Genomic DNA, 20121 nt, shown 5'->3' on the forward strand with positions numbered 1-20121 from the left:
GATGTTGGGCTGTTTTCACTATCTGACGAATGAAGAGCCCATGGAAAATAATGAAATTCAGAGCGTGCTGATGAATGCACTCTCCCTCCAGGAAGTCCACGTTTCTGGCGACGGCAGTCACTTTCAGGTTATTGCCGTGGGTGAGATGTTTGAAGGCATGAGCCGGGTCAAGAAGCAGCAATCGGTCTATGGCCCGTTGATGGAGTACATTGCGGACAACCGCATTCATGCCGTGTCGATTAAGGCGTTTACCCCAGCGGAATGGGCGCGCGATCGCAAACTTAACGGTTTTTGAGCTACGGGTGATGTGCCGGTAGCGAAGATAAATTCTTAACAGAGAACAGAATAATGGATAAATTTCGTGTTCAGGGGCCAACTAAGCTCCAGGGCGAAGTCACAATTTCAGGCGCTAAAAATGCCGCACTGCCGATCCTGTTTGCGGCGCTGCTGGCTGAAGAACCTGTAGAGATCCAAAACGTCCCGAAACTGAAGGACGTTGACACCTCGATGAAGCTGCTGAGCCAGCTGGGTGCGAAAGTTGAGCGTAATGGTTCCGTGCACATTGATGCGCGTGATGTGAACGTCTTCTGTGCGCCGTACGATCTGGTGAAAACCATGCGTGCGTCCATCTGGGCGCTCGGGCCGCTGGTTGCCCGCTTTGGTCAGGGCCAGGTTTCACTGCCGGGCGGCTGCACCATCGGCGCGCGTCCGGTTGACCTGCACATTACCGGTCTGGAGCAGTTAGGCGCGACTATCAAGCTGGAAGAAGGCTATGTGAAGGCGTCCGTTGATGGCCGTCTGAAAGGCGCGCATATCGTCATGGACAAAGTGAGCGTCGGTGCGACGGTCACCATCATGTGCGCAGCAACGCTTGCCGAAGGCACCACCATCATCGAAAACGCCGCGCGTGAGCCGGAGATTGTGGATACCGCGAACTTCCTGATTGCGCTAGGCGCGAAGATCACGGGTCAGGGCACCGACCGTATTACCATCGAAGGCGTTGAGCGTCTCGGCGGTGGTGTTTATCGCGTTCTGCCAGATCGTATCGAAACCGGTACCTTCCTGGTGGCGGCGGCAATTTCTCGCGGCAAAATTATCTGCCGTAATGCACAGCCGGACACGCTGGATGCTGTTCTGGCGAAGCTGCGTGATGCGGGTGCGGATATTGAAGTTGGTGATGATTGGATCAGCCTTGATATGCACGGTAAACGTCCGAAAGCGGTCAATGTGCGTACTGCACCGCATCCGGCGTTCCCTACCGATATGCAGGCTCAGTTCACGCTGCTGAACCTGGTGGCAGAAGGGACCGGCTTCATCACGGAAACCGTGTTTGAGAATCGCTTTATGCACGTGCCTGAGCTGAGCCGTATGGGCGCTCACGCAGAAATCGAAAGCAATACCGTGATTTGCCACGGCGTGGAAACGCTCTCTGGTGCACAGGTTATGGCGACGGATCTGCGTGCATCTGCAAGCCTGGTGCTGGCAGGGTGTATTGCTGAAGGTACGACGGTAGTCGACCGTATTTATCACATCGATCGCGGCTATGAGCGCATCGAGGATAAACTGCGTGCGCTGGGCGCAAATATTGAGCGTGTGAAAGGCGAGTAATCGTCAACGTCTCTTGTAACCCCCAGTTCAGTTGGCCGGGGGTTACAGTTCAATGTTCATTCCGGATTCTTTTTCTCTCTGCGACTCCTCATCATCCGCGTTCTGTCGATGAACTCATGCGTTTTGGCATCGTGATAGCGTGACGGCCAAATCACCCAAGGGTCAGTTCCCAGTGCCTGTGCTATAATCAGCTCACCTTTTGGCCATGGTCTCGTTAACGCATTTGCCAGCGTTGATGAACTCAATCCATTTTTACGTGATTCAGCGGCCATTGAGGTCCCTTTCTTGCGCAGTCCGGCGATGATGTCGGCCGGATGCCAGTCAATCAGTTTGCTTTCCATAAATTCATCTCTCCTTTGGTTAACGACTTACGGTTCCACGATCGGTTGTGGCGACACTATAACGCCCGAAAAACGAATGTTCTAAAATGTTCATGTAAAGTGTGTGCATATTCAGAATATGCCAAGGTTGTGTGAGTTTTTTTTGGAGCGGAGGAAATATTTACTAGAACTTATAAGAAAATCCCGTGCAGGGCACGGGATGAGAGAGGATGCAGTAGGGAATTAACGGTCGCGCTGTACGGCGATATGTGCCAGACCAATCAGCGCTTCTCTCCACGGCGTATCAGGCAGCACCTGCAGCGCAGCGATAGCCTTATCAGCCTCTTCTTCTGCACGTTGGCGAGTCCACTCCAGGGAGCCACAGGCGTTCATTGCTTCCAGAACCGGCTCCAGAAGGTGACGACCATTACCTTGCTCAATGGCGTGGCGGATCATTTGCGCTTGTTCTGGGGTGCCGTGGCGCATGGCATGCAGCAGTGGCAGCGTTGGTTTACCCTCGTTGAGGTCATCACCGACGTTTTTACCCAGCTGCTCGCCATCAGCGCTGTAATCCAGCAAATCGTCAATTAACTGGAAAGCGGTACCGAGATAACGGCCATAATCCTGCAACCCTTTTTCTTGTTCTTCGCTACAGCCAGCCAGAATGCCTGAACATTGGGCTGCCGCTTCAAACAAACGCGCGGTCTTACTGTAGATGACGCGCATATAGTTTTCTTCGGTGATGTCTGGGTCGTTGACGTTCATCAACTGCAAGACTTCACCTTCGGCGATGACATTGACTGCTTTCGACATGACTTCCAGCACTTTCAACGAGCCAAGGCTGGTCATCATCTGAAATGCGCGGGTATAGATAAAATCGCCAACCAGCACGCTGGCCGCATTACCAAACGCCGCATTTGCCGTAGCTTTCCCTCGGCGCATGTCTGACTCATCCACAACATCGTCGTGCAGCAGGGTCGCTGTGTGGATAAACTCGATGAGGGCCGCAATCGTAACGTGCGCATTTTCCTGGTAACCAACGGCACGCGCTGCGAGGACGGCGATCATTGGGCGAATGCGTTTTCCGCCGCCGCTAACGATGTAGTACCCCAGTTGATTGATCAACTGAACGTCGGAATTGAGCTGTTCAAGGATTGTTGCATTGACCCCCGCCATATCTTGCGCGGTTAACTCATTGATTTTTTCTAAATTCATCGCAAAAGCCGGGCTTCTCGCCCCGATTACCTTACTGTGTGGGAAGGTAACGTCGGGTTTAGGGTTATAAATATATGCTGATTGTACTGAAAAAACGCCGTAGATAAACGTTACCGTACGTGTTGTGTTTTTTTTCTTCATGTATTGACGGTAGCACTTGTCAAAGGCTCGCGTTTTGCGTAATATTCGCGCCCTATTGTGAATATTTATAGCGCACTCTGAATCATCAAAAAGGTGTGCGCGGAAGCGGAGTTTTTTATGTACGCGGTTTTCCAAAGTGGTGGTAAACAACACCGAGTAAGCGAAGGTCAGACCGTTCGCCTGGAAAAGCTGGACATCGCAACTGGCGAATCTGTTGAATTCGCAGAAGTTCTGATGATCGCAAACGGTGAAGAAGTCAAAATCGGCGTTCCTTTCGTTGATGGCGGCGTTATCAAAGCTGAAGTCGTTGCTCACGGTCGTGGCGAGAAAGTTAAAATTGTTAAGTTTCGTCGTCGTAAACACTACCGTAAGCAGCAGGGCCATCGTCAGTGGTTCACTGATGTGAAAATCACTGGCATCAGCGCTTAAGTTAAGGGGAGCAGATTAAATGGCACATAAAAAGGCTGGCGGCTCGACTCGTAACGGTCGCGATTCAGAAGCTAAACGTCTGGGCGTAAAACGCTTCGGCGGTGAAACAGTTCTGGCTGGTAGCATCATCGTTCGTCAACGTGGTACTAAATTCCACGCTGGTTCCAACGTTGGTTGCGGCAAAGACCACACTCTGTTTGCTAAAGCAGACGGTAAAGTGAAATTTGAAGTGAAAGGCCCGAAAAACCGTAAATTCATCAGCATCGTTGCTGAATAAGTTTTTCGCGTCCCGGTAACGGATAAAAGCCCCGCAACACGTTGCGGGGCTTTTTACATTCGACGGCCGGTAAATACGCTCGTCGCGCCGTGACAACCCGGAAACGAGCTCTTGCAGGGAATACGGCATGAAGCAGCAGGCAGGCATTGGTATTCTGTTAGCACTCACAACGGCAGTATGTTGGGGCGCTTTGCCAATAGCAATGAAGCAAGTGCTGGAGGTGATGGAGCCTCCTACCGTGGTGTTCTACCGTTTTTTAATGGCAAGCGTTGGCCTTGGCGCTATTCTTGCGGTTAAAAAAAAGCTCCCTCCGTTGCGTATTTTTCGCAAAGCGCGTTGGCTGGTGTTGCTGGCTATCGCAACCGGTGGACTGTTCGGTAACTTCATTCTGTTTAGTTCATCCTTGCAGTATTTGAGCCCAACGGCTTCGCAGGTTATCGGCCAGCTGTCACCGGTTGGTATGATGATCGCCAGCGTCTTTATCCTGAAAGAAAAGATGCGCGGCACGCAGGTTATTGGCGCCATTATGCTTCTGAGCGGCCTGGTTCTGTTTTTTAATACCAGTCTGATCGAGATTTTTACCCGACTCACCGATTACACCTGGGGCGTTATCTTTGGTGTCGGTGCGGCGATGGTCTGGGTGAGCTATGGGGTCGCGCAAAAGGTGTTATTGCGCCGCCTGGCATCACCGCAGATCCTGTTTTTACTGTACACTTTATGTACGATAGCGTTGTTGCCGCTGGCTAAGCCCGGTGTCATCACGCAGCTCAGCGACTGGCAGCTGGCATGCCTGATATTCTGCGGCCTGAATACGCTGGTAGGATACGGCGCACTTGCGGAAGCGATGGCGCGTTGGCAGGCGGCGCAGGTGAGCGCTCTTATCACGCTCACACCGCTGTTTACGTTGTTATTTTCAGATTTATTATCACTGGCCTGGCCCGATTTCTTCGCCAGACCGATGCTAAACCTATTAGGTTATCTCGGTGCGTTTATCGTGGTTGCGGGCGCGATGTATTCCGCCATTGGTCATCGAATTTGGGGCGGTTTACGTAAGCATGAAACGGTGGTTTCGCAACCCCGCTCAGGCGAATGATTTACGGAGAGTAAAATGAAGTTTGTTGATGAAGCATCGATTCTGGTCGTTGCAGGTGATGGCGGTAATGGTTGCGTCAGCTTCCGCCGCGAAAAGTACATCCCAAAAGGCGGTCCGGACGGTGGTGATGGTGGTGACGGTGGTGACGTTTGGCTGGAAGCCGACGAAAACCTGAACACGCTGATCGATTACCGTTTTGAAAAATCATTCCGTGCGGAACGTGGTCAGAATGGCGCGAGCCGTGATTGCACCGGCAAGCGTGGTAAAGACGTTACGATTAAAGTACCTGTTGGTACGCGTGTTATCGATCAGGGCACTGGCGAAATCATGGGCGACATGACCAAACACGGTCAGCGTCTGATGGTCGCTAAAGGCGGCTGGCACGGTCTGGGCAACACCCGTTTCAAATCCTCGGTTAACCGTACTCCGCGTCAGAAAACAATGGGTACGCCGGGTGATAAGCGCGATCTGATGCTGGAGCTGATGCTGTTGGCGGACGTGGGTATGCTGGGCATGCCAAACGCCGGGAAATCGACGTTTATCCGTGCGGTGTCCGCGGCGAAGCCGAAAGTCGCTGATTATCCGTTTACCACCCTGGTGCCGAGCCTGGGCGTGGTGCGTATGGACAACGAAAAGAGCTTCGTGGTTGCCGACATTCCGGGACTGATTGAAGGCGCGGCTGAAGGCGCAGGCCTGGGTATCCGCTTCCTGAAACACCTGGAACGTTGCCGTGTACTGCTTCACCTCATCGATATCGATCCGATTGATGGCTCTGATCCAGTTGAAAACGCCCGTATCATTATTGGCGAACTGGAAAAATACAGTCAGGATCTGGCATCTAAACCGCGTTGGTTAGTGTTCAACAAAATTGATTTGATGGACAAGGCTGAAGCGGAAGAGAAAGCGAAAGCGATCGCTGAAGCGTTGGGTTGGGAAGGTAAATATTACCTGATCTCTGCCGCCAGCCAGCTGGGCGTGAAAGATCTCTGCTGGGATGTGATGACCTTTATTATCGAGAACCCGATTGTTCAGGCTGAAGAAGCGAAACAGCCAGAGAAAGTTGAGTTCATGTGGGATGATTATCACCGCCAGCAGCTCGCTGAAGTCGAAGACGAAGCGGAAGATGACTGGGATGACGATTGGGACGAAGACGACGAAGAAGGCGTTGAGTTCATCTACAAGCGTTAATCGCATTAAAAACCCCGGCCATGTTGCCGGGGTTTTTGTTTCCTGGTATCTCTGTCGGCCGGATAAGGCACGTTAATGCCGCCATCCGGCAATCAAATTACCCATCTAGTTGTTCTGATAAATATCCTTGTACAACCGACTCTCGAAGCGCACCAACGGAATACGACGATTACGCTGGTCAGCCGGCTCTACCGCATAACCAGATAAATACTGCACGAATGCCATGCGTTGGCCGCTGGCCGTGGTAATGAAACCTGCAAGGTTATAGACCCCCTGCAGCGAGCCTGTCTTCGCCGATACTTTGCCATCCACACCAGCCTGATGCAGACCCGCACGGTATTGCAGGGAGCCGTCGTGGCCGGCCAGCGGCAGCATAGTGATAAAGTTCAGCTCGTTATCGTGTTGAGCGATGTATTGCAGCACCTGCATCATGGTCGCAGGGGCAATCAGGTTATGGCGGGAGAGGCCAGAACCGTCGGCAATAATGGTGTTGCCGATATCAACACCCGCTTGCTGACGCAAAATCTGGCGCACGGCATCGGAACCCGCCCGCCAGGTGCCCGGCACGTTAAATCGGGCATGACCAATCATACGGAAAACGGTATCGGCAATCATGTTGTCCGATTTTTTCAGCATAATCTTAAGCAGGTCATGCAGCGGCGCCGACTGCTTACTGGCAACCACTGTTCCCGGCTCGTTGACCAGCGTCTGGCGCAGCAGCGTACCGCTGTAGGTTATACCTGCTTGTTTTAGCTCATCTTTGATAATTGCCCCGGCATAGCTGGCACCGTCCTGAATGGCGAACGCCAGCGGCAGCGGATCGGCACGTTGTGGCAGACATCCGGTCAGCGTATAGCGGTTGAGATCGCCGGGAACCACATCCAGTTCACAATATTGCGCTTCCGCAGAACCTCGGGCGAGAGTACGCACCTGGCTGAACATGGTGACCGGGTAATAAGATGCCACGCGAATAAAGGCGAGATCGTTGGGTTTTTGCGCGCTGTAGAGTGAAACCGAGAAACAGTTTCTATCGACAATAGCCGCTGCGGGCGGTGCGCTAAAACACTGCGTCATGTCGTTCCAGGGCCAACCGGGCGCTTTATCATGACTGGCAAAAATAGAGGTGTCGATCAGGACATTTCCGGCAATTTGCGTCACACCTGATTTTTTCAGGGTTGCCACCATATTGCGAATATCCTGGCGTTTTAGCGTCGGATCGGCACCAAATCGTGCCACTAAGTCACCTTTCAATACGCCACCTTCCACGCTGCCTTTAGTCTCAAGCGTGGTGGTAAAACGAAAGTCAGGCCCGAGCTGAATCAATGCCGCCAGCGCGGTGATTACTTTCTGGGTGCTGGCGGGCAGCGCCATCTGCTGGCTATGAAAATCAATAGCGGGTGCAGGTGCGCCAACCTTCTGTACCATAAGGGCGAGGTTGGCCCCGGCAGGGAGCTGATTGATATACTCGTCGACGTTCGCAGCCTGAACGCTGAACGCTATACTGGCAGTCAATCCGATGGTAAATCTGGAAAATCGCATAATCTCGCGCTAACAACCTGGAAACAGGCCGTCATACTACGGCGCAACGCCCCAAAAAGTAAACGATGACCCATAAGGAACTCCAGGGTAAAATGATCATCAAATAGAGAATTGTAGCTGACCTGGGACCTTGAGCCCCGGGTCGGTATTTTTTTGCTTCTGACTCTGGCATGACACACGCCAGGGTGGGCTTAGCAGCCGGGGTGAGAGCAACTACCCCCTACAGGAATGTTCAAGAGGTATAACAAATGCAAGCTATCCCGATGACCTTACGTGGTGCTGAAAAACTGCGCGAAGAGCTGGATTTTCTGAAATCTGTGCGCCGTCCTGAAATTATTGCCGCTATCGCTGAAGCGCGTGAGCACGGTGACCTGAAAGAGAACGCGGAATATCATGCGGCGCGCGAACAGCAGGGTTTCTGCGAAGGACGCATTAAAGATATCGAAGCTAAACTGTCCAACGCGCAGGTAATCGACGTTACTAAAATGCCGAACAATGGTCGCGTTGTTTTCGGTGCGACGGTTACCGTTCTGAATCTCGATAACGACGAAGAGCAGACCTGGCGTATTGTCGGCGATGATGAGGCCGATTTTAAACAGAACCTGATTTCAGTGAACTCGCCTATCGCTCGTGGCCTTATCGGTAAAGAGCAGGATGACGTCGTGGTTATTAAAACGCCGGGCGGCGAAGTGGAATATGAAGTGACGAAGGTAGAATACCTGTAATTCGCATCTTGGTTAAGATGTTGATACATTGTAAAGAAAGGAAAAAGGCCGCATAGCGGCCTTTTATCAACGAAGAGAGCGTGGCATTTTGCTCTCCTGCTAGCGGAAAACCCCGCGTTTTACACAAACTTCGTGTGCAACTTTGGGATATTCTTAGCGTGGCAGCGAGATTTTACGTTCTTTAGTCGGGCGATACAGTACCAGCGTTTTGCCGATGACCTGTACATTGCAGGCGCCGGTTTCGCGTACGATAGCTTCCACGATCAAGGTTTTAGTATCGCGATCTTCCGAGGCGATTTTCACCTTGATAAGTTCATGGTGCTCTAACGCTTGTTCAATCTCGGCCAGTACCCCTTCGGTCAAACCATTGTTGCCAAGCATAACTACAGGCTTGAGCGGATGTGCCAGACCTTTCAGGTGCTGTTTTTGTTTAGTACTCAGATTCATCGTATATTTTTGCTTACGTTGGGATTGAAAACGGGTCATTCTACCGCCATCTCCCATATATCACCAAATAGCTGTGTAGAAATTTACACCATTGGTTACGATGAACTGCCCTTTGGGAATGTGAAATGACAGGTAAAAAGCGTTCTGCCAGCTCGAGTCGCTGGCTTCAGGAACACTTTAGCGATAAATATGTTCAACAGGCGCAGAAAAAGGGGTTACGTTCCCGTGCCTGGTTTAAACTTGATGAAATACAGCAAAGTGACAAAATTTTTAAACCGGGGATGACGATAGTTGATCTCGGTGCTGCACCCGGTGGCTGGTCGCAATATGCAGTTACGCAGATCGGCAACACTGGCCGCATTATCGCTTGCGATCTTTTACCTATGGATCCAATCGTTGGTGTGGACTTCCTTCAAGGCGACTTTCGTGATGAATTAGTCCTGAAAGCGTTACTTGAACGCGTAGGTGACAGTAAAGTACAAGTTGTCATGTCTGATATGGCGCCAAATATGTGTGGAACACCGGCGGTGGATATTCCCCGGGCCATGTATCTGGTAGAGCTGGCGCTTGGAATGGCTCGTGATGTATTAGCGCCAGGTGGTAGTTTTGTAGTGAAGGTGTTCCAGGGCGAAGGCTTCGATGAGTATCTAAGAGAGATTCGCTCCCTGTTTACGAAGGTCAAAGTTCGTAAGCCGGACTCTTCTCGCGCCCGTTCGCGTGAAGTGTATATTGTAGCGACCGGGCGTAAACCATAACCGGCAGATTTCAAACGAAAGTTTGAAAGAAACTGGATATAGAGTATCCTGACGCTGTTTTTAACACAGTTGTAATATGAGGTTAATCCCTTGAGTGACATGGCGAAAAACCTAATTCTCTGGCTGGTCATTGCCGTTGTGCTGATGTCAGTATTCCAGAGCTTTGGGCCCAGCGAGTCTAATGGCCGTAAGGTTGATTACTCTACCTTCCTGCAAGAGGTCAATCAGGACCAGGTTCGTGAAGCGAAGATCAACGGACGTGAGATTAACGTTACCAAGAAAGATAGTAACCGTTACACGACCTACATCCCGGTTAACGATCCGAAGCTGCTTGATAACCTGCTGACCAAAAACGTCAAGGTTGTTGGCGAACCGCCTGAAGAGCCAAGCCTGCTGGCTTCTATCTTCATTTCCTGGTTCCCAATGCTGCTGTTGATTGGTGTCTGGATCTTCTTCATGCGTCAGATGCAGGGCGGTGGTGGCAAAGGTGCCATGTCGTTCGGCAAGAGCAAAGCGCGCATGCTGACGGAAGATCAGATCAAAACGACTTTTGCTGACGTTGCGGGTTGTGACGAAGCAAAAGAAGAAGTCGCTGAGCTGGTTGAGTATCTGCGCGAACCGAGCCGTTTCCAGAAACTGGGCGGTAAAATCCCGAAAGGCGTCCTGATGGTCGGTCCTCCGGGTACGGGTAAAACCCTGCTGGCGAAAGCTATCGCAGGTGAAGCGAAGGTTCCATTCTTCACAATTTCCGGTTCTGATTTCGTGGAAATGTTCGTGGGTGTCGGTGCATCTCGTGTGCGTGACATGTTCGAACAAGCCAAGAAAGCGGCACCGTGCATCATCTTCATCGATGAAATCGACGCCGTAGGCCGCCAGCGTGGCGCAGGTCTGGGCGGTGGTCACGATGAACGTGAACAGACGCTGAACCAGATGCTGGTTGAGATGGACGGCTTCGAAGGTAACGAAGGTATTATCGTTATCGCAGCAACTAACCGTCCAGACGTTCTTGACCCTGCGCTGCTGCGTCCAGGCCGTTTCGACCGTCAGGTTGTGGTTGGTCTGCCAGACGTTCGCGGTCGTGAACAGATCCTGAAAGTGCATATGCGTCGCGTACCGCTGTCTCCGGATATCGATGCGGCAATCATTGCACGTGGTACGCCTGGCTTCTCCGGTGCGGACCTCGCGAACCTGGTGAACGAAGCGGCACTGTTTGCTGCTCGTGGCAACAAGCGCGTAGTGTCGATGGTTGAGTTCGAAAAAGCGAAAGACAAAATCATGATGGGTGCGGAACGTCGCTCCATGGTGATGACGGAAGCGCAGAAAGAATCTACCGCGTATCACGAAGCTGGCCACGCGATTATCGGTCGCCTGGTACCGGAACACGATCCGGTGCACAAAGTAACGATTATCCCGCGCGGTCGTGCGCTGGGTGTGACCTTCTTCCTGCCTGAAGGCGACGCAATCAGCGCCAGCCGTCAGAAACTGGAAAGTCAGATCTCCACACTGTACGGTGGCCGTCTGGCGGAAGAGATCATCTACGGTGCTGAACATGTTTCTACCGGTGCGTCGAACGACATTAAAGTCGCGACTAACCTGGCGCGTAACATGGTTACTCAGTGGGGCTTCTCCGATAAACTCGGTCCGTTGCTGTACGCTGAAGAAGAAGGCGAAGTGTTCCTGGGACGTTCTGTAGCGAAAGCGAAACACATGTCCGATGAAACCGCTCGCATTATCGATCAGGAAGTTAAACTGCTGATTGAGCGTAACTATGACCGTGCACGTCGTTTGCTGAACGAAAACATGGACATTCTGCACTCGATGAAAGATGCGCTCATGAAATATGAGACTATCGATGCGCCGCAGATTGATGATCTGATGGCTCGCCGCGATGTGCGTCCGCCAGCGGGTTGGGAAGAACCGGGTTCTTCTAATAACAACTCTGGCAGCACCGGCAAGCCAAGTGCACCGCGTCCGGTTGATGAACCGCGTGCGCCGGACTCTGGCACTATGTCAGAGCAACTGGGCGACAAATAAGTTATCGTTGATGATGACCGTGTTTTAATTGAAAACCCTGGGGCTTGCTCCGGGGTTTTTCTTATCTGCATATTCAAGATTTTACCAGGGATAAAACTATGAAACTCTTTGCTCAGGGTTCTTCACTGGATCTCAGCCATCCGCACGTCATGGGGATTTTGAACGTCACGCCAGATTCTTTTTCCGATGGCGGAGCGCACAACTCTCTGGTTGAGGCGGTAAAACACGCAAACCTGATGATTAACGCCGGGGCGACTATCATTGATGTGGGTGGTGAGTCCACACGTCCGGGCGCGGCTGATGTGAGTGTAGAAGAAGAGTTGCAGCGAGTGATCCCAGTGGTCGAGGCGATTGCTCAGCGTTTTGAAGTGTGGATTTCGGTTGATACCTCAAAACCCGAAGTGATTCGCGAATGCGCCAGAGTTGGCGCGCATATCATCAATGATATTCGCTCTCTCTCTGAGCCTGGAGCGTTGGAAGCCGCTGCGGAGACCGGATTGCCGGTTTGCCTGATGCATATGCAGGGGCAGCCGAAAACCATGCAGGAAGCGCCAAAGTATGAGGATGTTTTTGCTGAGGTAAACCGCTACTTTGTTGAGCAAATAGCACGTTGCGAGCGGGCTGGAATCACAAAAGATAAATTGTTGCTCGACCCCGGATTCGGATTCGGTAAAAATCTCACTCACAACTACACATTACTGGCACGTTTGTCTGAATTTCATCATTTTAATCTGCCATTGCTGGTTGGGATGTCACGAAAATCAATGGTTGGCCAGTTACTGAATGTGGGGCCATCTGAACGCCTGAGCGGTAGCCTTGCGTGCGCGGTGATTGCCGCAATGCAGGGGGCGCAGATCGTTCGTGTCCATGACGTCAAAGAAACCGTAGAAGCGATGCGTGTGGTGGAAGCCACATTGTCTGCAAAGGAAAAAAAACGCTATGAGTAATCGTAAATATTTTGGCACTGATGGGATCCGCGGTCGCGTAGGCGATGCCCCAATTACTCCTGACTTTGTGCTCAAGCTGGGCTGGGCTGCAGGGAAAGTGCTGGCTCGTCATGGTTCACGTAAAATTATTATCGGTAAAGATACGCGTATTTCTGGCTATATGCTGGAATCTGCGCTGGAAGCGGGCCTGGCTGCCGCCGGACTCTCAGCTTCATTCACAGGGCCAATGCCAACACCTGCCGTTGCGTATCTGACGCGTGCTTTCCGTGCTGAGGCCGGGATTGTTATCTCCGCTTCGCACAACCCATTCTATGACAATGGGATTAAATTCTTCTCCATCGATGGGACCAAACTGCCGGATGCAGTGGAAGAAGCTATCGAAGCCGAAATGGAAAAAGCGATCACCTGCGTGGATTCAGCTGAACTGGGTAAAGCTACCCGTATCGTTGATGCTGCCGGTCGCTATATCGAGTTTTGCAAAGGCACCTTCCCGAACGAACTGAGTCTGAGTGAGCTTAAAATTGTGGTGGATTGCGCTAACGGTGCAACGTACCACATTGCACCAAATGTACTGCGTGAGCTGGGTGCAAACGTGATTGCCATTGGCTGTGAGCCAAACGGTGTGAACATCAATGAAGAAGTCGGCGCCACTGACGTCCGTGCCCTGCAGGCGCGCGTGATTGCGGAAAAAGCCGATCTGGGTATTGCGCTGGACGGCGATGGCGACCGCGTCATTATGGTTGACCACGAAGGCAATAAGGTCGATGGCGATCAGATCATGTACATCATTGCCCGTGAAGCCCTGCGTCAGGGGCAGCTGCGCGGTGGCGCGGTAGGTACGCTGATGAGCAACATGGGTCTGGAGCTGGCGCTGAAACAACTGGGTATTCCGTTTGCCCGTGCAAAAGTTGGCGACCGCTATGTGCTGGAAAAAATGCAGGAAAAAGGCTGGCGTATCGGTGCTGAAAACTCTGGTCATGTGATCCTGCTGGACAAAACCACCACTGGTGACGGCATCGTGGCGGGCCTGCAGGTGCTGGCGGCGATGGTGCGCAACCATATGAGTTTGCACGACCTGTGCAGCGGCATGAAAATGTTCCCACAGCTGCTGGTTAACGTACGTTACACCGCTGGTAGCGGAGATCCGCTGGAACATGAAAACGTGAAGGCGGTGATGGCGGAAGTGGAAGCGGCTCTGGGTAACCGTGGACGCGTCCTGCTGCGTAAGTCTGGTACCGAACCGTTAATTCGTGTGATGGTTGAAGGTGAAGACGAAGCGCAGGTGACTGAATTCGCCCACCGTATTGCCGATGCTGTGAAAGCGGCATAATCCCGAAGAAAGTGAAAGCCGGAGTCTGAGACTCCGGCTTTTTTTTACTGTACGGCAAGCGGCTGTTTACGTCGGCGCTGCCAGAAGTAACCACCGACCATCAGTAGTACAAGGACTGCCAGCCACGGCAGAACTGCCATTAAATGCCCTGACCGTGCAAAGGTCAGCGCAATCATCAGTAACCAACCGCCCAGCATCGGAATCGCGGTACGCTTAACAATATCCACGGGCGAGACGCCTGCAATCCCTGCGATAGCAATGATGACGCCGGCAATGGGCGATAGCGTACGACCAATACCCGCAGAGATCTGGATAGGCAACATCATGACCGCGATATCGCTACCGATATGACGGCTGATGTCCGGCACCATGGGGGCGAAGGAGAAAAATGCCGCATTCCCGGAGCCCATCAGTGCTGAAATCGCGAAGGTGATCAGGGTCATCAGCAGGATAATAGAGGCGGCGCTGAGGCCAAATTCACCGGAAAGCGACAACAGTGCGTCGACGGCGCCAATGGCTTTCAGCCCGGCGGAAAAGACTTCACCAGCGATAATCAGCGTCACAACGGTGGCAAAAACGCTGCCCATGCTGTCGAAAACCTTTTGTACGCCAGCCATCACCTCGCGCGCCTTGCGATGACGGCAGTACTCACAAACCAGCGTAATAGCGAGGCTTATCAGTACGGCGGTATCCAGCGTGATCTTGAGTGAGCTGAATACTAAATCGCTGCACACCAACATCAATACCAGCGGCAGCATGGGCAGAAACAGCCAGGCGATGGGTGCGTCGGCTTCACCAGTCGCCGTTAATGTCTGCATCTGTTGAGCTGCATTGTCGCCACTTTCCCGACGGTCAAAAAAGCGTTGCACAACAATATGCAGCAGGGCGATAAAAAGAATGACGGGTACAACGATCGGCAACTGATCCTGCACAAAATAGTTCACCACCTCAATGCCTGCGGTTTTGGCGGCGAGAACTGAGTTGCCGGATCCTGGGCCAAACTCAACAGCACAGGTGCTGGCGATAACGGCGGCAACTGCGGCGCGGCTACAGCCAAGACGGGTAAGCAGCGGGTAAAGTGTCGCCATCAACAGCAGACCCAATCCGGTGGCGCTGCTGATAAACAGCGACAGGAATTGACCCAGTAGCAGTGCCAGCCCCAGCAGCAGATAAGGCGAGTTCAGGCGTTGCAAAGGACGAGATGTCACCCGAACCAGTACCTGACTTGCGCCAATGGCCGACATATAGGTGGCAAAACCACCAATCAGCATAATTTGCAGACCGAGGCCGCCGAGTCGTACGCTCAGGGTATCGCGAATAAACTCAAAGGCATCAAAGGGGCCAAATCCGGTGCTCTTTTTCACCAGGCCGCTGAGTGAGGTCATTCCGCTAAAATGCGCGATAAGCAACAGCACAATCCCGGTCAATAACAGTACCGACTGGGGGTGATATTTTTTGAGGATCAGACGTCCGGCAAAAATGATGGCGATTAGCGCCAGTAGTAATGACATTCTTGCCCCCTTACTCGAAGTTGCCGGTAACCAGGCACTCGCCATCCCGCAGCAACGGTTTACCCGCGGCAAACAGATGGGCCAGCGAGAGGTCATCATTGAGTACACAGATATCGGCACGTTCTCCGGCGCAGAGCACGCCCCCGGAAATACCCAGCGAGCGCGCCACGTTTGCCGTCAACATCGCGACCGCCTGTGACACTGGGATCCCCACATCAATCAGGCGAGGAAGCAGGTTAAGGTTGCCTGCGACCGGTGCCGCACTTAAACCTTCAACGATACCCTGAGCGTTAAAGCGCGGAACGCTGCCATTACCGTCAGAACTGATCGTGATGCGCTCCGCCGGAACCTGGGCTTCGAGTGCGTGCAGAATCGCTTGCTCCTGAGGCATAAAGCGACTGCCACCGGACGTAACATCGATATGGCCGCCGCGATGGGCGAAAGCAATCGCCTGTTCGAACAAGGGCTCAGTTCTCGCAACATGCGTCGGTGAAATATGGTGAATCGGAATACCCGCATCACACAACTCAATAAGTTGCGACATCCCTTCCGGCAGATTCCCCAGGTGCACATGCAGCAAGCCTTTTTTCCCTGCCAGCAGGGAAGCGACGCGAATATCGCTCACTATCCTCAGCAACTCCTGGAAAGAGGGGTAAGAGCCGCGGTGATCGGCGAGGGCGATTTTTACACCAAGAATTGCCGGAATGAAGGCCATATCATCGCGGATGGATCGCGTAATGGTTGGGCTGGGAACGGCGTAGGCTCCCGTGTGCATAAACGCGCGTAATCCCTCAAGGTTGAGAGACTGCATTTTAGCGTAGAGGTCTTTGGGCGAACGAGAAATAGCATCGGTGCCTAACACGCCAACCACCGTGGTAATGCCCGCCTGAATCAGATCGCGCAGCTTGACGGCGGGCGTCCGACTGGCAAATCCGGCTTCGCCACCGCCACCGGTAAGATGGACATGCTGATCGATGATGCCAGGGATAACCCATTTGCCCCGACAATCGATGACCTCGTTGATGCCATCAAACAATGAAATATCTTTTTCTACCGCCACAATTCGGTCGGCATGAATGAGCAGGGAGCAGAGGCCTAAATCCTCAGGAGAAAAAACACGGGCATTGGTCAATAAAGTAAACATAGCGGTCCTGTCAAACGTCGAGGGTGAGAGTCGGCAGGTGAAACGGAATATTGTTGTTATGATGCCCACCATAAAGCCATTACTATAACTATGACTATTACCGATTTGTTATTGGAGGATGCGGTTATGGCATGGCGGAGAGCACAACGTGGATTGTAAGTGGCTGGAAGATTTTCTGGCCTTGAGCCAGCATGGAAACTACTCTCAGGCCGCGGCGCAGCGGCATATTACTCAACCTGCGTTGAGTCGGCGTATAAAGTCTCTGGAAGAGGTGCTGGGCGTACCTTTGTTTGACCGGACAACGACCCCCGTCACGCTGACGCGCTATGGTGAACGCTTTGAACCTTATGCCCGACACGTTCTCAGCACGTTAAGAGAGGCAAGCCATGAGCTGTCGGCGATGATGCCAGCAACAGATAACACGCTGGTGATGGTCAGCCTGCATACGCTGTCGGTGAATATTCTGCCGGATATGATCAACTACCTACGACAGAGTGAGCCGCAGTTAAACTTTACGGTAAACGCCAGTATCCAGGGGATAGACAACCACTTCAATGCCCTGATGAACCGGCAAATTGATTTGCTGGTGACCTACGATTTACCGTCCGCGCAGCCTGGGCTGGAGATCGCCGGAGGGTTAAAACGTTCCCTATGGCGGTATGAGCGATTTATACCGGTTATTTCAGCCCAGTTGGCTGATGCGCTTAATGATCCGCATGCTCCGATTCCGTGGCTATGCTACAGCGACTACACCTTTGTCAGACGTATTATTGAGTCGGCAGAACAACGCGTCCGCCCACGGCTAAAAAAAGTATTTGAGAGTGGTTTAAGCGAAACGATACGAGAAATGGTGCTGCGCCATATGGGAATGGCCTGGTTACCTGAATCGATGGTGGCGGAAGAGTTGGTTAATCAGCAAATTATTCACTGCTGGCCAGAAAATACAGATCTGATTTGTGAAATCCCCGTTGTGGTTTGGGCGAATCTTGAAGATCAACGTGCCGTTATGCAGAGATGCTGGGAGAAGTTGCTGCGTTTTTGATTGATATGGCGATTTTTTCCGCAGTTGATACAATGCTAACAAATTGCCCTTGCGAAGGTTATTCGCTTTGGTTAGTATTCACACCCGCTTCAGTGGGAAACGGTAAATATTCCCGCTTTAATGGTCGAAGCATTGTACGCGGCAACTCCGCAAGGAACAGGTTGATTATGCACGAAGCTCTTTTAGTAGTTTTCCTTATTGTGGCAATTGGCCTGGTAGGCTTGATCATGCTGCAGCAAGGCAAAGGCGCTGATATGGGAGCCTCTTTTGGCGCAGGCGCTTCTGGTACTCTGTTTGGTTCAAGTGGTTCTGGTAACTTCATGACCCGTATGACAGCTGTATTGGGAACCTTGTTCTTCATCATCAGTCTGGTGCTGGGTAACATGAACAGCAACAAGACCAATAAAGGAAGTGAGTGGGAAAATCTGAGCGCACCGGCGAAAACCGAGCAAACTCAGCCAGCTGCTCCGGCTCAGCCGACCAGCGATATCCCACGCTAAGTATTCTGTACCGAGGTGGTGGAATTGGTAGACACGCTACCTTGAGGTGGTAGTGCCCTAACGGGCTTGTGGGTTCGAGTCCCATCCTCGGTACCAAATTCCAAAAAAAAGACGCTGCCAAGCGTCTTTTTTTTCGTCTGTTATTTGTGGCTGTCCTGTAGGCCTGATAAGCGTAGCGCCATCAGGCGTTGTAATAATGTTGGATGGCGGCGTAAACGCCTTATCCGACCTACAAATACCCTTTATTCCGCGCATAAAAAAGGCCGCTTGCGCGGCCTTAAGATGGTGAATCTTTACTTCGCCTTATTTTCCAGATTCTCAACCTGCGGCAGGCCGGTTGCGGAAGAGGCGGTCAGCAAGCCAGATTGTGCATAACCAAACAGCTTCTCGCGGGTATCGGTGATATCCAGATTACGCATGGTCAACTGACCGATACGGTCGTCCGGAGAGAATACGGAGTCGCCTTTTTCCATCGTCAGACGTTCTGGTTTGTACGTCAGATTGTCAGACACGGTGTTGAGGATTGAGTAGTCATTACCGCGACGCAGTTCCAGCGTGACTTCGCCGGTAATCTGGCTGGCAACCCAACGCTGCAGACCGTCACGCAGCATCAGCGCCTGAGAGTCGAACCAGCGTCCCTGATACAGCAGACGACCAAGCTGGCGACCGTGCGCGTGATACTGCTCGATGGTATCTTCGTTGTGAATACCGGTCAGCAGACGCTCGTAGGCGATATGCAGCAATGCCATCCCCGGGGCTTCGTAGATGCCACGGCTCTTCGCTTCAATGATACGGTTTTCAATCTGATCGCTCATACCCAGACCGTGACGGCCGCCGATACGGTTGGCTTCCAGCATCATTTCAACGTCGTCGCTAAAGGTTTTACCGTTCAGCGCAACCGGATGACCCTGTTCAAAGCGCACGGTCACTTCTTCTGCCGGGATCTTCACGCTCTCATCCCAGAACTTCACGCCCATAATCGGGTTGACGATTTTGACGCTGGAGTTCAGGAATTCCAGATCTTTTGCTTCGTGGGTCGCGCCGAGCATGTTGGAGTCAGTGGAGTACGCTTTCTCGACGGACATTTTGTAGTCGAAACCACAGGCAATCATAAATTCGGACATCTCATGGCGACCGCCGAGTTCATCGATAAAATCGGTATCCAGCCATGGTTTATAAATCTGCAGTTCGGCGTTGGTCAGCAGACCGTAACGATAGAAACGTTCAATATCGTTACCTTTATAGGTGCTACCGTCACCCCAGATATTTACGCCATCTTCTTTCATGGCGGCAACCAGCATGGTGCCGGTGACAGCACGGCCCAGCGGGGTGGTATTGAAGTAGGTAAGTCCGCCGGTGGTGTTGTGGAATGCACCGCACTGAATGGCAGCAATCCCTTCGGCAACCAGCTGCTTACGGCAATCTACCAGGCGAGCATTCTCAGCACCATATTCCATTGCACGGCGAGGAATGGCGTCATAGTCATCCTCATCCGGCTGGCCCAAATTCGCAGTATATGCATATGGGACAGCCCCTTTTTGTCGCATCCACAGCAGTGCTGCACTGGTGTCCAGGCCGCCGGAGAAAGCGATACCAATACGTTGACCTACCGGGAGATGCTTGAGAATCGTCGTCATAAAATAAAACCCTGCTTGATAGACTGGTGAAGAGGTCGGCTTAGTATGCTAATTGCATTTTTATGCAAAATAAATGAGTTTTCATTTAATCATCTTTTCTGGATGACAGGAAGAGTTTAGTGATAATTTCGTTAAATAACGGCGTGGGCGGCATATTTATCTTACTGGGCTAGCGCTGGGCAGCATTCATTGATTTGCATAGTCGTAACAAGGTTGACATAACGCATAGTGAATCAATA

General features: G+C 52.1%; 20 protein-coding genes and 1 tRNA gene. 14 read left to right on the forward strand and 7 right to left on the reverse strand.

Translation table 11 applies throughout. From position 1 onward, the window contains the following. The first annotated feature begins 40 nt into the window (after positions 1 to 40). Together ibaG and murA are read left to right on the forward strand one after the other, a co-directional pair. Complete coding sequence (gene ibaG, locus BZK41_RS11790; RefSeq protein ID WP_003025040.1) at positions 41 to 295, forward strand: BolA family iron metabolism protein IbaG; 255 nt, start codon at positions 41 to 43, stop codon at positions 293 to 295. A gap of 53 nt (positions 296 to 348) precedes the next feature. Continuing rightward, positions 349 to 1608 (forward strand): UDP-N-acetylglucosamine 1-carboxyvinyltransferase, encoded by a 1260-nt coding sequence (murA, locus tag BZK41_RS11795; protein ID WP_003839949.1) that lies wholly within the window; start codon positions 349 to 351, stop codon positions 1606 to 1608. Between the two features lie 56 nt (positions 1609 to 1664). On the opposite strand, the gene sfsB is transcribed toward murA, so the two are convergent. Together sfsB and ispB are read right to left on the reverse strand one after the other, a co-directional pair. Next, the gene (gene sfsB, locus BZK41_RS11800) at positions 1665 to 1949 is read right to left on the reverse strand and encodes a DNA-binding transcriptional regulator SfsB (RefSeq protein WP_079938265.1); all 285 of its coding nucleotides are present in this window, start codon (positions 1947 to 1949) and stop codon (positions 1665 to 1667) included. Positions 1950 to 2171: 222 nt separating this feature from the next. Beyond that, positions 2172 to 3143, reverse strand: coding sequence for an octaprenyl diphosphate synthase (gene ispB / locus BZK41_RS11805; RefSeq protein ID WP_079938266.1), 972 nt, complete (start codon positions 3141 to 3143; stop codon positions 2172 to 2174). Between the two features lie 258 nt (positions 3144 to 3401). Between ispB and rplU the strand changes: the two genes are divergently transcribed. The 4 genes from rplU to cgtA all read left to right on the forward strand — a co-directional run bounded on the left by rplU (position 3402) and on the right by cgtA (position 6271). Next, a complete protein-coding gene (gene rplU / locus BZK41_RS11810; protein ID WP_003025032.1) occupies positions 3402 to 3713 on the forward strand; it encodes a 50S ribosomal protein L21 in 312 nt (103 codons plus the stop codon). Between the two features lie 19 nt (positions 3714 to 3732). Then, complete coding sequence (gene rpmA, locus BZK41_RS11815; RefSeq protein WP_003025030.1) at positions 3733 to 3990, forward strand: 50S ribosomal protein L27; 258 nt, start codon at positions 3733 to 3735, stop codon at positions 3988 to 3990. Positions 3991 to 4117: 127 nt separating this feature from the next. After that, positions 4118 to 5083 carry a DMT family transporter gene (locus BZK41_RS11820; RefSeq protein ID WP_008785922.1) on the forward strand — a complete coding sequence of 322 codons (966 nt, stop codon included), beginning with the start codon at positions 4118 to 4120 and terminating at the stop codon, positions 5081 to 5083. 15 nt (positions 5084 to 5098) lie between these two features. Continuing rightward, a complete protein-coding gene (gene cgtA / locus BZK41_RS11825) occupies positions 5099 to 6271 on the forward strand; it encodes an Obg family GTPase CgtA (RefSeq protein WP_079938267.1) in 1173 nt (390 codons plus the stop codon). Between the two features lie 105 nt (positions 6272 to 6376). Here the strand turns inward: cgtA and dacB are convergent, their stop codons facing one another. Then, entirely contained in the window at positions 6377 to 7810 is a 1434-nt protein-coding gene (dacB, locus tag BZK41_RS11830; protein ID WP_032945109.1) for a serine-type D-Ala-D-Ala carboxypeptidase, read from the reverse strand. A 248-nt stretch (positions 7811 to 8058) separates the two neighbouring features. Between dacB and greA the strand changes: the two genes are divergently transcribed. Next, positions 8059 to 8535, forward strand: coding sequence for a transcription elongation factor GreA (gene greA, locus BZK41_RS11840; RefSeq protein WP_003025019.1), 477 nt, complete (start codon positions 8059 to 8061; stop codon positions 8533 to 8535). A gap of 153 nt (positions 8536 to 8688) precedes the next feature. Here the strand turns inward: greA and yhbY are convergent, their stop codons facing one another. After that, positions 8689 to 8982, reverse strand: coding sequence for a ribosome assembly RNA-binding protein YhbY (gene yhbY, locus BZK41_RS11850; protein ID WP_003025016.1), 294 nt, complete (start codon positions 8980 to 8982; stop codon positions 8689 to 8691). A 125-nt stretch (positions 8983 to 9107) separates the two neighbouring features. On the opposite strand from yhbY, the gene rlmE reads away from it, so the two are divergent. The 4 genes from rlmE to glmM all read left to right on the forward strand — a co-directional run bounded on the left by rlmE (position 9108) and on the right by glmM (position 14048). Further along, positions 9108 to 9737, forward strand: coding sequence for a 23S rRNA (uridine(2552)-2'-O)-methyltransferase RlmE (gene rlmE / locus BZK41_RS11855; protein ID WP_003025015.1), 630 nt, complete (start codon positions 9108 to 9110; stop codon positions 9735 to 9737). Between the two features lie 99 nt (positions 9738 to 9836). Beyond that, positions 9837 to 11771, forward strand: coding sequence for an ATP-dependent zinc metalloprotease FtsH (gene ftsH / locus BZK41_RS11860; protein ID WP_003025013.1), 1935 nt, complete (start codon positions 9837 to 9839; stop codon positions 11769 to 11771). Between the two features lie 98 nt (positions 11772 to 11869). Further along, positions 11870 to 12718: a dihydropteroate synthase gene (gene folP, locus BZK41_RS11865; RefSeq protein ID WP_048225717.1), complete on the forward strand. Its 849-nt coding sequence runs from the start codon at positions 11870 to 11872 to the stop codon at positions 12716 to 12718. Beyond that, complete coding sequence (gene glmM / locus BZK41_RS11870; RefSeq protein WP_003025008.1) at positions 12711 to 14048, forward strand: phosphoglucosamine mutase; 1338 nt, start codon at positions 12711 to 12713, stop codon at positions 14046 to 14048. Before folP ends, glmM begins: the two co-directional genes overlap by 8 nt. Positions 14049 to 14092: 44 nt before the next feature. Here the strand turns inward: glmM and dcuC are convergent, their stop codons facing one another. Together dcuC and iadA are read right to left on the reverse strand one after the other, a co-directional pair. Continuing rightward, the gene (dcuC, locus tag BZK41_RS11875) at positions 14093 to 15559 is read right to left on the reverse strand and encodes a C4-dicarboxylate transporter DcuC (protein WP_079938268.1); all 1467 of its coding nucleotides are present in this window, start codon (positions 15557 to 15559) and stop codon (positions 14093 to 14095) included. 10 nt (positions 15560 to 15569) lie between these two features. Further along, a complete protein-coding gene (iadA, locus tag BZK41_RS11880; protein ID WP_048225712.1) occupies positions 15570 to 16703 on the reverse strand; it encodes a beta-aspartyl-peptidase in 1134 nt (377 codons plus the stop codon). 148 nt (positions 16704 to 16851) lie between these two features. On the opposite strand from iadA, the gene BZK41_RS11885 reads away from it, so the two are divergent. The 3 genes from BZK41_RS11885 to BZK41_RS11895 all read left to right on the forward strand — a co-directional run bounded on the left by BZK41_RS11885 (position 16852) and on the right by BZK41_RS11895 (position 18341). Next, positions 16852 to 17745, forward strand: a complete 894-nt coding sequence (locus BZK41_RS11885) for a LysR family transcriptional regulator (RefSeq protein ID WP_079938269.1) — start codon at positions 16852 to 16854, stop codon at positions 17743 to 17745. Positions 17746 to 17912: 167 nt separating this feature from the next. Further along, positions 17913 to 18245: a preprotein translocase subunit SecG gene (gene secG, locus BZK41_RS11890; protein WP_003025000.1), complete on the forward strand. Its 333-nt coding sequence runs from the start codon at positions 17913 to 17915 to the stop codon at positions 18243 to 18245. A gap of 9 nt (positions 18246 to 18254) precedes the next feature. Further along, positions 18255 to 18341 (forward strand) — tRNA-Leu (locus BZK41_RS11895). A 197-nt stretch (positions 18342 to 18538) separates the two neighbouring features. Here the strand turns inward: BZK41_RS11895 and argG are convergent. Further along, positions 18539 to 19882 (reverse strand): argininosuccinate synthase, encoded by a 1344-nt coding sequence (argG, locus tag BZK41_RS11900; RefSeq protein ID WP_005131837.1) that lies wholly within the window; start codon positions 19880 to 19882, stop codon positions 18539 to 18541. Positions 19883 to 20121 lie beyond the last annotated feature (239 nt).

Origin of the sequence: Citrobacter sp. A316 (assembly GCF_002042945.1) — a bacterium.
GTDB classification, from domain to species: domain Bacteria; phylum Pseudomonadota; class Gammaproteobacteria; order Enterobacterales; family Enterobacteriaceae; genus Citrobacter; species Citrobacter portucalensis.